The organism is Nocardia sp. NPDC051052 (assembly GCF_044456045.1).
Taxonomy (GTDB): Bacteria; Actinomycetota; Actinomycetes; order Mycobacteriales; family Mycobacteriaceae; genus Nocardia.
Genome location: NZ_JBITFL010000010.1, coordinates 313188 through 326158, shown reverse-complemented (window position 1 = coordinate 326158; position 12971 = coordinate 313188). Strand labels below are relative to the sequence as shown.

Annotated in this window: 11 protein-coding genes; 6 read left to right on the top strand and 5 right to left on the bottom strand. The window is 69.6% G+C overall.

The features are described from left to right. Nucleotides 1-2: 2 nt before the first annotated feature. Nucleotides 3-509 (bottom strand): nitroreductase family deazaflavin-dependent oxidoreductase, encoded by a 507-nt coding sequence (locus ACIBCN_RS32165; RefSeq protein WP_396995453.1) that lies wholly within the window; start codon nt 507-509, stop codon nt 3-5. 175 nt (nt 510-684) lie between these two features. On the opposite strand from ACIBCN_RS32165, the gene pta reads away from it, so the two are divergent. Both pta and ACIBCN_RS32155 read left to right on the top strand, forming a co-directional pair. After that, complete coding sequence (gene pta, locus ACIBCN_RS32160) at nt 685-2757, top strand: phosphate acetyltransferase (RefSeq protein ID WP_396995452.1); 2073 nt, start codon at nt 685-687, stop codon at nt 2755-2757. Nucleotides 2758-2859: 102 nt separating this feature from the next. Further along, nucleotides 2860-4071, top strand: coding sequence for an acetate kinase (locus ACIBCN_RS32155; protein ID WP_396995451.1), 1212 nt, complete (start codon nt 2860-2862; stop codon nt 4069-4071). A gap of 291 nt (nt 4072-4362) precedes the next feature. Here the strand turns inward: ACIBCN_RS32155 and ACIBCN_RS32150 are convergent, their stop codons facing one another. Genes ACIBCN_RS32150 through ACIBCN_RS32140 form a run of 3 tightly spaced genes read right to left on the bottom strand, consistent with a single transcriptional unit; the run spans nt 4363 to nt 9058 of the window. After that, a complete protein-coding gene (locus ACIBCN_RS32150) occupies nt 4363-6702 on the bottom strand; it encodes a serine/threonine-protein kinase PknG (protein WP_396995450.1) in 2340 nt (779 codons plus the stop codon). Next, on the bottom strand, nt 6702-7673 hold the full coding sequence (locus ACIBCN_RS32145; protein ID WP_396995449.1) for a glutamate ABC transporter substrate-binding protein: 972 nt from the start codon (nt 7671-7673) through the stop codon (nt 6702-6704). Before ACIBCN_RS32145 ends, ACIBCN_RS32150 begins: the two co-directional genes overlap by 1 nt. Further along, nucleotides 7670-9058, bottom strand: a complete 1389-nt coding sequence (locus ACIBCN_RS32140; protein ID WP_396995448.1) for a hypothetical protein — start codon at nt 9056-9058, stop codon at nt 7670-7672. The genes ACIBCN_RS32145 and ACIBCN_RS32140 overlap by 4 nt, the downstream gene beginning before the upstream one ends. A 180-nt stretch (nt 9059-9238) precedes the next feature. Here ACIBCN_RS32140 and ACIBCN_RS32135 point away from each other — a divergent pair, with 180 nt between their 5' ends. Next, a complete protein-coding gene (locus ACIBCN_RS32135; protein WP_396995447.1) occupies nt 9239-9955 on the top strand; it encodes an NUDIX hydrolase in 717 nt (238 codons plus the stop codon). A 48-nt stretch (nt 9956-10003) separates the two neighbouring features. Here the strand turns inward: ACIBCN_RS32135 and thiE are convergent, their stop codons facing one another. Next, complete coding sequence (thiE, locus tag ACIBCN_RS32130) at nt 10004-10702, bottom strand: thiamine phosphate synthase (RefSeq protein WP_396995446.1); 699 nt, start codon at nt 10700-10702, stop codon at nt 10004-10006. Between the two features lie 89 nt (nt 10703-10791). Here thiE and thiO point away from each other — a divergent pair, with 89 nt between their 5' ends. From thiO to ACIBCN_RS32115, 3 genes are read left to right on the top strand one after another with little or no spacing between them, the layout of a single operon-like run. Next, nucleotides 10792-11889, top strand: a complete 1098-nt coding sequence (gene thiO, locus ACIBCN_RS32125) for a glycine oxidase ThiO (protein WP_396995445.1) — start codon at nt 10792-10794, stop codon at nt 11887-11889. Beyond that, nucleotides 11886-12104: a sulfur carrier protein ThiS gene (thiS, locus tag ACIBCN_RS32120; protein ID WP_396995444.1), complete on the top strand. Its 219-nt coding sequence runs from the start codon at nt 11886-11888 to the stop codon at nt 12102-12104. Before thiO ends, thiS begins: the two co-directional genes overlap by 4 nt. Then, nucleotides 12097-12861, top strand: coding sequence for a thiazole synthase (locus tag ACIBCN_RS32115; protein WP_396995443.1), 765 nt, complete (start codon nt 12097-12099; stop codon nt 12859-12861). The genes thiS and ACIBCN_RS32115 overlap by 8 nt, the downstream gene beginning before the upstream one ends. Nucleotides 12862-12971: the final 110 nt, after the last annotated feature.

Below are 12971 nucleotides of genomic sequence, written 5' to 3'. Positions count from 1 at the left end.
GCTTACGTCCGGTGTAGGGCGAAGATGCGCAGGTCGCGGGTGGTGCGGTCCTGGTACGCGGCGTAGGCGCCGGTGATCTCGACGAAGCGGGCGAAGATCGCGTCCTTGGCGTCGGCCTCGACCAGGGTCGCCAGCACCGGGAGGCGGTGACCCGCGATGGCGACCGTGGCGGCGGGGTTGGCCAGCAGGTTGGCGGTCCACGCCGGGTGGCGTTCCTGGCCGAAGTTGCTGCCGATCACGTACAGCACGTCGCCGTCGTGCACGTAGAGCAGCGGCTGGGTGCGCGGCTGGCCGGACTTGCGGCCGATGGTGGTCAGCAGGATCACCGGAGCGCCGATCGGACCGAGCACGGTGTACTTGGCGTCGGTCCGCTCGAGCAGCGCGCGATCGAGCGGGGTGATCTTGCGGATGAACCACGAACCGGGCTTGGTCGCCGCGAACTTGTTTGCTACTCGGGAGAGTGCGCTGGTGCGCGAACCCCACTGCCGGTCCGGAAACTGCTCAGCCATGCCCGGACTATAACGGCCGAGCCCGGTCGGCCGGGACTCGAACGACGGCCGTCAGTGGGTGGTGCGCCGGTGAAATGTGCGCTGTCGGCGTTCGATCCTGGACACTTTCCGAACACCCGGTGACGACCGTCTCGCCTAGAGCCTTGATAGCCGCTCGTTCACTAAGCTTTCGACCATGGCCGATCATGCTCCGTCCACCGTCTATATCGCCTCGCCCGAAGGTGACACCGGGAAGTCGACGGTGGCGCTCGGCGTGCTGCAGATGTTGTGCGCGACCACCGCGCGGGTCGGCGTGTTCCGGCCGATCACCAGGTCGACCACCGAACCCGACTACATCCTCGAGCTGCTGCTCGAACACAGCACCGCCGACATCGACTACGCGCAGGCCACCGGCGTTACCTACGAGCAGGTGCACGCCGACCCGGACGCCGCGATCAGCGAGATCGTGATGCGGTTCCACGAGGTCGCGAAGGTGTGCGACGCGGTGGTGGTGGTCGGCAGCGATTACACCGATGTCGCCAGCCCCAGCGAGCTCCGCTTCAACGCCAGGATCGCGGTGAACCTCGGCGCCCCCGTGTTGCTGGTGGTGCGCGGCTCGGGCCGCACCCCCGCCGAGGTGAAGCACCTGGCCGAGCTGTGCCAGAGCGAACTGGTCCTCGAACACGCCCAGCTGGTCGCGATCATCGCCAACCGCTGCGACCCGGTCCACATCGACGACGTCGCCGCCGCGCTGCGCGCCTCCGCCGTGCCCACCTGGACGCTGCCCGAGGTGCCGCTGCTGATCTCGCCGACCATGGCCGAGCTCTGCGGCGCCATCGACGGCGAAATGTACAGCGGCGACCAGGAATTGCTGCAGCGCGAGGCGCTGAAGATCATGGTCGGCGGCATGACGGCCGAACACATTCTGGAGCGACTGGTCGACGGTGTCGTGGTGATCGCGCCGGGCGACCGCTCCGACGTGCTGCTCAGCGTGGTGAACGCGCATGAGGCGGAAGGCTTTCCGTCGCTGTCCGGCATTATCATGAACGGCGGCATGCTGCCCCATCCCGCGGTGGCGCGGCTGATGTCCGGCCTCAAGCCCAAGCTGCCGATCCTCACCACCGAGCTCGGCACCTACGACACCGCGAGCGCCGCCTACCGCACCCGAGGCCGGATGTCGGCCGGTAGCCCGCGCAAGGTCGACACCGCGCTGGCGCTGATGGAGGAGCATGTCGACGCCGCGGAGTTGTTGCGGCGCATCGAGGTTCCGCTCACCAGCGTCGTCACACCGCAGATGTTCGAGTACCAGCTCATCGAGCGCGCGCGGGGCGATCGCAAGCGCATCGTGCTGCCCGAGGGCGATGACGACCGCATCCTGCGCGCGGCGGGCCGGGTGCTGCAGCGCAAGATCGCCGACCTGGTGATCCTCGGCGACGAGCAGTCGGTCCGCGCCCGCGCCGCCGAACTCGGTGTCGATATCTCCGCCGCGCAGGTGCTCGATCCTCGAACCTCCGGGCACCTGGACGATTTCGCCAAGGAATACACCGAGATGCGTAAGCACAAGGGGATGACCCTCGAGCGGGCCCGCGAAACCATGGCCGACATCTCGTATTTCGGCACCATGATGGTCTACCGGGGCATCGCCGACGGCATGGTCTCGGGCGCCGCGCACACCACGGCGCACACCATTCGGCCGTCGTTCGAGATCATCAAGACGGTGCCCGGCGTATCGACCGTGTCCAGCGTGTTCCTCATGTGCCTCGCCGACCGGGTGCTCGCCTACGGCGACTGCGCGGTGGTCCCCGACCCGACCTCGGAGCAGCTGGCCGATATCGCGATCTCCTCGGCGGCGACGGCCGCCCGGTTCGGCGTCGAGCCGCGGATCGCCATGCTGTCCTACTCGACCGGGGAATCCGGCAGCGGCGCCGACGTGGACAAGGTGCGGGTGGCGACCAAGCTGGTCCGCGAGCGGGCGCCGCACCTGCCGGTGGAGGGGCCGATCCAGTACGACGCGGCGATCGAGCCGACCGTGGCGACCACCAAGCTGCCCGATTCCGAAGTAGCGGGCAAGGCAACGGTTTTCGTGTTTCCCGATCTCAATACCGGCAACAACACCTATAAGGCGGTGCAGCGTAGCGCGGGCGCGATCGCCATCGGCCCGGTGCTGCAGGGCCTGCGCAAACCGGTCAACGATCTGTCTCGTGGCGCGCTGGTCGCCGACATCGTCAATACCGTGGCGATCACGGCGATTCAGGCGCAGGGTGAGTGACGGGTGTCTGGCCGGACACAGCAGGCGCGTGACGCGGAACAGGCGATCCGCGCGCGTGGTTGCTGAGAGAGTGCGGGAACACCGCGGAACACGGGAGGCGTGATGACCGAAGCTGTCGATGACCTGGTGCTGGTGATCAATTCCGGCTCGTCGTCCATCAAGTACCAGCTGCTGAATCCGGAGTCGGGCGCGGTGACCGCGTCCGGCATGGTCGATCGGATCGGTGAGGGCAACGCCGGAATCGAGCATCAGGCCGACGGGGAGACCACCGAGCGCCGCGGCGCGGTCGCCGATCACACGGCCGGGCTGCGGCTGATCTTCGACATGTTCGCCGAGACCGGACACGACCTGGCCCACGCCGGGGTGCGCGCGGTCGGCCATCGGGTGGTGCACGGCGGTGAGGTGTTCTATCGACCGACGCTGATCGATGACGACGTGGTCGCGGCCATCGGCGAGCTGTCTTCGCTTGCCCCACTGCACAATCCGGCGAACGTCGCGGGTATCGAAAGCGCACGGGAGCTGCTGCCGGACGTGCCGCAGGTGGCCGTCTTCGACACCGCGTTCTTCCACGGCCTGCCCGACGCCGCCAAAACCTATGCCATCGACGCGAAAGTCGCTGCCGCGCACGGTATTCGTAAGTACGGCTTCCATGGCACCTCGCACGAGTACGTGTCCGGGCAGGCCGCCGAGCTGCTCGGCCGCGATCCGGCGGAGCTGAATCAGATTGTCTTCCACCTGGGTAACGGCGCCTCGGCCTCGGCGATCCGCGGCGGCCACCCGATCGACACCACCATGGGCCTGACCCCGTTGGAGGGCTTGGTGATGGGCACCAGGTCCGGCGACATCGACCCCGGCATCATCGCGCACCTGATGCGCTCGGCCCACCTCGACATCGACCAGATCGACACGCTGTTGAACCGGGACTCCGGCATCAAGGGCCTCTCCGGCGTCAACGACTTCCGCGAACTGCGGCGCCTGATCGACAACGGCGACAGCGCGGCACAACTCGCCTACGACGTCTATATCCACCGACTCCGCCGCTACCTCGGCGCCTACCTGATCGACCTCGGCGGCGTCGACGCCATCACCTTCACCGCGGGCGTCGGCGAGAACAGCCCCCAGGTCAGGGCCGACGCCCTCGCCGGCCTGTCCCGCTTCGGCATCGAGGTCGACGCCACCGCCAACACCGCGAAATCCCGTACCGCCCGGCGCATTTCCCCGCCGGACGCGCCGGTGGCCGTGCTGGTCGTCCCCACGAATGAAGAGCTGGCCATCGCCCGCGCCGCCCATCGCGTCGCGACAGCATCGGTCTGACGTTGCGCGCCGACGATGTCGTTACCGTCGCGGCACCCGGTCGGGCCTGAATACTCGGAGGAGCGGGTAATCAGGCCGACCGGGTTGGATCTGCCGCGAGCACAGGCGCATCGAGATGTTCCCGGTCGCCGCATGTTTCAGGCAAGCACCCGGAGGGCAGTCCGGGTGACGTGCGCCGGGACCGGCGAGGGCACAGTCACGGTGTCATGCGGCGCGGGCCTCGGTATGCCGCGCGAACTTGATCCGAGGTCGATACTGCCGAACCGATTATGAGGATTTCGTGAGTGGCTTTTATACCCAGGTCTTGGCGCGAATCGAATTGGCAAGGTCGACAAGGGCATAGCGATGGTTGCGGCCGGGCGCGCTGCGGGCCAGTGCGCGTAGTCCCGCTTCGGTGCCCTCGCGGAGGCAGCGTTCGGTGAACGGCGCCCCGAACAGCGTGGCGTCCGCACGTTTCGGGGTGTTGCCCGCCTGCAGCCAGGCCAGCGCGGCACCGAGTACCAGGACCCGCATCTGCACCGTTCGCCCCTCGCCGGTCGGCAGGCTCAGCACCCGGGACGCGGAGATGTGCAGGGTCGATTCGTCGAGCTCGGCCACCGGGGCGGCGGTGAGCAGCAGCAGCACCGCGGTCATCCGCGCGGTGGTGAAATGCCGTGACGCGGCGGGCACTTCGTCGAGGGCGTGCACCGCGTCCACCACCCGATCGACCGCGGCCAGCTGCCTGGCCAGCCCGAAGGCGGCGCTCACCACCGCGCGATCGGTGCGCCACACGGTGTCGTAGAACTTCTCCGCGTAGGCCCGCCACTGCTCCGGGTCGGGCGAATCCCAATGCTGCAGTACGAGTTCCGCGGTCGCGGCCAGCGCCAGCTTGGGCCCGATCTCGCCGGGCAGCACCTGCAGCACGCCGTCGAAGCTGGCGAAGGCCTTCTCGTACTCCACGTCGAGCAGCTGCGCCAGGCCGCGATACCAGCTGACGCGCCAATCGTTTTCGGGCAGCCGGGTGAGCAGATGCAGCACCGAGGCCGACTCGCCGAGGTCGAGGCGCACCCGCGCCTCGGCCAGCCGGAGCTCCAGATCCAAGGTCTCCGGGGCATTGCCGGGGTCGTTCTCGGCCCGCTGCTTGGCCGCCCGCAGCGCTTCCAGCGATTCCTCGGGCTCGGCGTGCACCGTCGTGGCCAGCAGCGGCGCCGACGGGTCCGCCGAGTCCAGCAGCGGAATGGGCAGTGCGGCAACCACATCGCGCGCGTCGAGCTGCTTGCTGCGGGCTCGGCCGTCGGCGTACGCGTCGGTCTGCCTGATCAGTTCCTCGGTGCCGAAGCTGGTCCGCTGCGGGCTGAACACCGTCGACAACTGCGGATGCTCGGTGGCGGTCTCCAGCGCGAGAATCTCCCGCAGCACGCCGGACAGCTGCGCGGACATGGCTCGGGCGGACGGGAATCGGCGCTCCGGGTCCGGGTCGGTCGCGCACAGCAGCAGGCGGTGGAAGAACTCGTAGCGAGCCAGCACGGGATGATCGGCGGGATCGGGGATGCCGTCGAGATAGCGACCATGCTCCATCGGCATCTCGAGGGTGAGCACGGCCAGGGTGCGCCCGACGGTGTAGATGTCGGATGCTACGGTCGGCCCGGTCTTGGCGATCTCGGGCGCCTGAAATCCCCTGGTGCCGTATAGGTTTCCATACGATTCGATGGTGGCGACGGCACCGAGATCGATCAGCTTCACCTGATCCTCGGTGACCATGATGTTGTCCGGCTTGAGATCGTTGTAGGTCAGCCCGATCGAGTGCAGGTATTCCAGCGCGGGCAGGATCTCCAGCATGTAGGCGATCGCCTCGGCGACCGGCATCCGGTACGGACGCTGGTAGGAATTGAGGATTTCGCGCAGCGACCGGCCGCCGACGTATTCCATGACGATGTAGCCGATCGGCGCGCCGTCCTGATCGGTGTGCTCGACGAAGTTGTGGATCTTGACGATGCTGGCATGCGCCACCTCGGCCAGGAATTGGCGCTCGGCGACGGCGACGGCCTGCGCCTCGGCGTCACCGGTGTGCAGCAGGCCCTTGAGCACCACCCAGCGATCGCTGACATTCCGGTCGATCGCCAGATAGATCCAGCCGAGCCCGCCGTGTGCGATACAGCCCTGCACCTCGTACTGACCGGATACCACGTCGCCCTCGTGCAGCGACGGACGGAAATCGTAAGGGGCGCCGCAGGTATCGCAGGTGCCCGTGGTCACCGCGGGCCGGATCGCACTCGCCCGGCCGACCGGATTTCCGCACCGCCAGCAGAACCGTTTGCCTTCGGAGACAACGGGATCGGTCAGTACGGCGGCCCGTGGATCGGCGGGCTCGACCGTCGGGATCGGCACCAGCCCGCCACCGAGCTTGCGCACCGTCGGCCGGGACCGGGCCGTACGCACGCTCCGGCCGGAGGTTCGCATCGTCGCCGCCGAGTCCGGTTCGGAGTCGGTTCGCCAAGCGCCGATGATGGTTTCGGCCGAGGCCTTCTGGCTCGGTGTCGCCCGCGTGCCCCTGGCCAGCTCCGTATGGACCGGCTCCGGCGTCTGGTCGGCCGCTGTCGAAGGGGCGGCGGCTTCGTCCGCGTCGGGGGTGGCGTCGTCCGCTGTGTTCATCAGTCCGCGTAATTCGGTGCGGGCGGACCGGGGGACGGTCCGAGGACGGTAAGCCATTGGCGGTAGATGCGATCCCAGGTGCCGTCGTGGCGAATGCGCTCCAGGGTGCCGTTCACGAAGCGCACCAGATCGTCGTCGCCCTTGGGGATGCCGATGCCGTAGGGCTCGACGCTGATGCTTTCCCCGACCACCTGAGTGTACGGGTCCTGTGCGGCCAGCCCGGCCAGGATGGAGTCGTCGGTGCTGGCCGCGTCGACCTGGCGCTGCTGCAGCACGACCAGGCAGTCGGCCCAGGTCGGCACGGTCAAGATGGTGGCGGCGGGCTGATCGTGGCGCATGTGGTCCAGCGAGGTGGTGCCGCGCACGATGCACACCCGCTTGCCCGCGAGATCGCCGATGCCGTTGATCCCGGAGTTCTTCATCGCGAGCACCCGCTGGTTGGAGCGGTAGTACACGGTGGAGAACGTGACCTTCTGGCGCCGTTCACAATTGATCGTCATGGTCTTCGCGACGAGGTCCACGTCGCGGTTCTGCAGCGCGCGTTCCCGGTCGGCCGAACCGAGGGTGCGATATTCGATCAGGTCCGGGCTGCCGAGCAGATCGCGGGCGATCTCCCTGGCGATATCGGCGTCGAAGCCGACGATGGCGCCGGAGGTCGGGTCGCGGAAGCTGAACAGGTTGCTGCCCGCGTCCAGCCCGACCACCAGACGGCCGCGCGCCCGGATCGCATCGATGGTCGGCCCGCTTGCCGCGCCGGTCGGGCGCAGGCTCGCCGTCGGATCGCCGCACTGCGCGGCGACCGCCGTCGGCGTCGGCGAATCCGTCAGCACGGGAATGACTTTCGCGGGTAATGGCGGTTCGGTGTACTTGGCCGTGCTGGTCGGCAGCGGCGGCACCGACGCACTGGCGCAACCGCCGACCAGCGCGACCGTGGCGAGCGCGACGGCGACCATGCCGTGCCCGGCCCTCATCGGTACTCCCGCAGCCGGGGCCACACGCCGAGCCCGACGCAGGCCGCCGCGGCGATGCCGAGCACCAGCGCACCGGGGCCCATGAAGTCGAGCACCCGTGCCGCCCGGGAGATGTTGTCGCGCAGGGTATCTCGTGTCTTGTCGATGCCTTGCTCCAGTGCCTTGTCCAGTGCGTCCACCTGCGCCGCGACGTCCGCGGCGCCCGGTCCGGTCGCCACCGTCGCCGCGCCGTTGAAGTCGCCGCGGGCCAGCGTGTCGTTCATCCGCTGATGGGCGACCCGCCAACGACCAAGTGCCGGAATGGCATTGCGCACGTCCTCGGCGGCGGGCGCGGAACTCGGGTAGCCGCCGAGCAGCTCGGCGAGGCGGGCGATGTTCGCGTCGTAGGTCCGGTCGTAGTCGCCGGTCGCGTCCCGGCTGACCAGCTTCAGCGTCTCCGCGGAACGCGCCTGCTGCGCCAGGATCCGGCTCTCGGTGAGCCGCGAGGCGGGCACCGCGCCGTCGTCGCGACCGTGGATCATCGAGGTTGCCGACACCGCGCCCGCGATCACGGTCCAGGTCAACAGGATCACCACCGCCGCCGAGGCGAGCAGCAGCCCGGGGTTGAGCACCCGGCGCCACCGCTTGGCCAGGTCGAACTGCGCCCACACCAGCGCGATCAGCGCGAGAATCACCAGCGCGATGGCGGTCCACGGCGGCCGGACGTGATTGCGCTGCGCCGCGGTCACCGCCGCCTGGCGCCGGTTCTGCAGTTCCTCGGCCATCGGCAGCACGGCGGTCTGCATCTGGTTGGACGCTTCGCTCAAATAGGCTGCGCCCACCGGATATCCGCTGCGATTGTTCGCGCGTGCCGTCTCCACCACCCCGGTGTACACCGGCAAGCTGGTGGCGATGCCGGTGCGCAACTGGGTATCGGTGTTGTCGGTCCGGGTGGGCGTGGTGCCCGAGGCCCGTCCCGTCTCCGCCACCAGTTCCGCGGCGGCCTCGCCGATCGCCTGGCTGTAGCGATCGCGCACCGCCTGCGGTTCCAGCCCACCCGAGATGAACGCGGTGCTCGCCGCGGCGTCCGCGATGGACAGCGACGTGTACAGCCGATGCGCGGAGTAGGCGTCCGGCTCGGTGTCGTCGAGTAGCACGTTCAGCGTCTGCTGCCGGTCGCCCACCGTCGCGCCGGTCACCCAGCCCGCGGTCACGCAGACGGTGATGAGCAGCAGCCCGATCGCGATCAGCCGGCCCGGCGAGGAACTGGCGAACAAGCGCATCCTGGCCGGGTCGAACTGCTCGCGTACGAACGCGACTCGCAGCGCGCCTGGACTGTCCCGCGCGGCGAGCTCGGGGGTGGGCGAGGGTCGAAGTATCGTCGTCGCCTGCTCGATTCGAGCCATATCCACCTCCCCAGTCTGGGCCGCATTCGCGGATTTCTCGACGGACCGACCGGATCAACGGTCACCCTGTGTCTGCTGTTGCGGAGTTTATTGTGGTCGTAGCGGTGCCGTTGCGTGTGAAATACCCCTGCTTGGCAGCTGGGCGGTGCGGTGTGGCGGCGGAATGAGGATGGGTGCGAGATGCGTGGTGACGGTGACGGGTGGTCGCGCGACCCCGATGGCATGCGTCGATGGGGCCGCTTCGGCGCCGCCGGACTGCTGCTGCGCGCCCCGCTCGCCGGCGGCGGATCGGCGGTGCTGATGCAGCATCGCGCGCCGTGGAGCCACCAGGGTGGCACCTGGGCGCTGCCCGGCGGCGCCCGCGACAGCCACGAGACTCCCGTGCACGCCGCGGTACGCGAGGCGTGGGAGGAGGCGGGCATCAATCCCGCCGACGTCCTGGTGCGCGGCGAGCGGGTGACCGCGGCCGCACCGAGCGGCTGGACCTACACCACCGTGATCGCCGACGCCGTGATGACGCTGCCGACCAGCCGGAACCGGGAGAGTTCCGAGCTCGCCTGGATTCCGGAGGCCGAGGTCGACGCCCGGCTGCTGCATCCGGGCTTCGCCGCTTCCTGGCCCGCCTTGCGCGCCGCGCCCGCTCGGGTCTGCCCCGACGAACTCGCGACGGATCGCGCCGTCGCCGCCGCATTGCCGCGCACTGTCGATCTCGCCGATCAAGGCTTCTTCTGGCTCCATTCCGATCCCGACGGTCCTGGCGGCTACGCACGGATCATCGATCCGGCAAGCCGAGATCAGCCGGTCCACACCGCGCCGCCACCCGCCGACCCGACGCCGGCGAGCACCGAGCCCGCCGATCCGGTGGTCTCGCTCACCCGCGGCCAAGTCCTCTCCTGACCTCATTACCCGCACCGCCCCGCGGTGAATCAGGTCTTCTTGCACCGGCTAGGAGTTGGCGAGTAGCGCCGTCTTGAGTTGCCGGGCAGCGGCTTCCGGGTCGCGCGCCTCGGTGATCGCCCGCACCACGACGATGCGGTTCGCACCCGCGGCGAGCACGTCCGGCAGGTTGTCCGCGTCGATCCCGCCGATCGCGAACCAGGCCCTGGTCGGATGCGCGTCGGAGGTGGAGCGGACCAGTTCGATGCCCGCCGCCTGCCGACCAGGCTTGGTCGGCGTCGCGTACACCGGGCCGGTGCAGAAGTAGTCGATGTGTTCGTCGATCGCGGCGAGTCCGGCCTGCGCGCGATTGTGCGTGGATCGCCCGATCACCACCTCCTGGCCGAGGATGCGCCGCGCATACCAGGGCGGCAGGTCGCCCTGCCCGAGGTGCAGCACGTCGGCGCCCGCGGCCAGCGCGATATCGGCGCGGTCGTTCACCGCGACGAGCCCGCCGTGCCTGCGTGCCGCCGACTTCAGCTCGGCGAGGGCGCCGAGTTCGGCGCGCGCCTCGAGCGGGCCGAACTTCGCTTCACCGGGCGAACCCTTGTCCCTGAGCTGGATGATGTCGACCCCGCCCGCGAAGGCCGCCTCGGCGAACTTGGCCAGATCACCCTTGTCTCGCCTGGCGTCGGTACAGAGATAGAGCCGAGCGGTTGCCAAGCGCTCCCGGGGCGATGCGGGTCGAGCGGGGTGGGAGGGATGCACGCCATCGACCGTAGCCGCGCTACCGTGGGGAAGCGAAACGGCGGCGCCCGCGAACGCCGCCTATCAGACATAGAGGCAGGTGGAAACGGATGCGGACGCTGGCCGTCGTAGGTGGCGGCGTCATCGGGCTCGGCGTGGCCTGGCGGGCCGCCGAGGCGGGCTGGTCGGTCACCCTGTTCGACCCCGCCGCCGGATCCGGCGCCTCGTGGGTGGCGGGCGGCATGCTCGCTCCGTTGTCCGAGGGCTGGCCGGGCGAGGACCGGGTGCTCGAATTCGGCGCGGCCTCGCTGGCTCGCTGGCCGGAATTCGCCGCCGATATCGCCGCTGCCACCGGTGTATCGGTCTTTGTGGCCGACGCGACGCTGACGGTCGCGCTGGACGCCGCCGACGCGGCCGACCTGCGCACGGTCGCCGAATGGGTCGGTGGCCGCGGCCACGAACTGCGGGTGCTGGATCGCGCGGGCGTGCGCGCGTTGGAGCCGAATCTCGCGCGCACCGTCCGCGCCGGGGTGCACGCGCCCGCCGAGCCCGCGATCGACAATCGTCGCCTGCTCGCCGCCCTGCGCAAGGCCGCGACCGCGGCGGGCGTGCGGATTCGCGCCGAATCCGTCGACGCGCTGGACGCGCTCCCGCACGATCAGCTCGTGCTCGCCGCGGGCGCCGCCTCGGCCCGACTGTGGCCCGGGTTGCCGGTCCGTCCCGTCAAGGGTGAGATTCTGCGCCTGCGCCACCGTCCCGGCGTCACTCCCGCACCGAGCCGGGTCGTCCGGGCCAGGGTGCACGGCCGGGCCATGTACCTGGTCCCGCGCGCCGACGGAATCGTGGTCGGCGCAACACAATACGAGGCGGGTTTCGACACCGCGGTGACCGTCGCCGGTGTCCGTGACCTGATCGCCGACGCCGAGGCGATATTTCCCGGCATCGGCGAATACGAGCTGGCCGAGGCGAGCGCGGGGTCGCGACCCGGCACCCCGGACAACCTGCCGTTGCTCGGCAGGCTGAGCGACCGGGTCATCGCGGCCACCGGCAACGGCCGCAACGGCATGCTGACCATGCCGCTCACCGTGGCCGCGGTGCTCGCCCAGCTGGCCGGAGCGCCGTTGCCCGAGGCGGAACCCGCCGACCCGCAACGCTTTTCGACGACGCACCCGTCGTCGCCTTTGTCATCCGCAGGAGGAGTTCGATGACTTCGACATCCGTACCCATCGGCGTCACCGTGAACGGCACAGATCACGAGTTCGCCGAAACCCTCACCGTCCGAGAGCTGCTCAGCCGCCTCGAACTGCCGACGCAGGGCATCGCGCTCGCGGTGGACGGCGCGGTGTTCCCCAAGTCCCGCTGGGGCGAGCCGGTCGGTCGGGGCTGGCAGGTCGAGGTGCTCACGGCGGTGCAGGGTGGCTGAGGTCAACGCGCCGCTGCGGATCGCGGACCGCGAGTTCGGTTCTCGCCTCATCATGGGCACCGGCGGCGCGGACAACCTCGCCGTGCTGGAGGAGGCGCTCATCGCCTCGGGCACCGAACTCACCACCGTCGCCATGCGCCGGGTGGACGCCGCGGGCGGCACCGGCGTGCTGGATCTGTTGAAGCGCTTGAACATCATGCCGCTGCCCAACACGGCGGGCTGTCGCACCGCGGCCGAGGCGGTACTCACCGCGCAACTGGCCCGCGAGGCGCTCGACACCAACTGGGTCAAGCTCGAGGTGGTCGCCGACGACCGCACCCTGCTGCCCGACCCGATCGAATTGGTCACCGCCGCAGAGCAACTCGTCGACGACGGTTTCGTGGTGCTGCCCTACACCACCGACGATCCGATCCTCGCGCGCAGGCTGGAGGACGCGGGCTGCGTCGCGGTGATGCCGCTCGGTTCCCCGATCGGCACCGGTCTCGGCATCGGTAACCCGCACAACATCGAGATGATCGTCGCGGAGGCGAAGGTCCCGGTCATCCTCGACGCGGGCATCGGCACCGCAAGCGACGCGGCCCTCGCCATGGAACTCGGCTGCTCGGCCGTCCTGCTGGCCACCGCGGTCACGCGAGCCCGTCAACCGGAGTTGATGGCCGAGGCGATGGCCGCCGCGGTCCGCGCCGGCTACCTGGCCCGCCACGCGGGCCGCATCCCCAAGCGATTCTGGGCCCAGGCGTCCTCGCCCGCGCGCTGACCAGGGCAGCTGCTCGAGATCGCGGGCTCAGGGGCAGGTCGGGGTGCCCGTAGCGGATAGTCAGGGTCCCCGTCATCCTCGAGGATGATCGGACACGACACTTAGTAGTG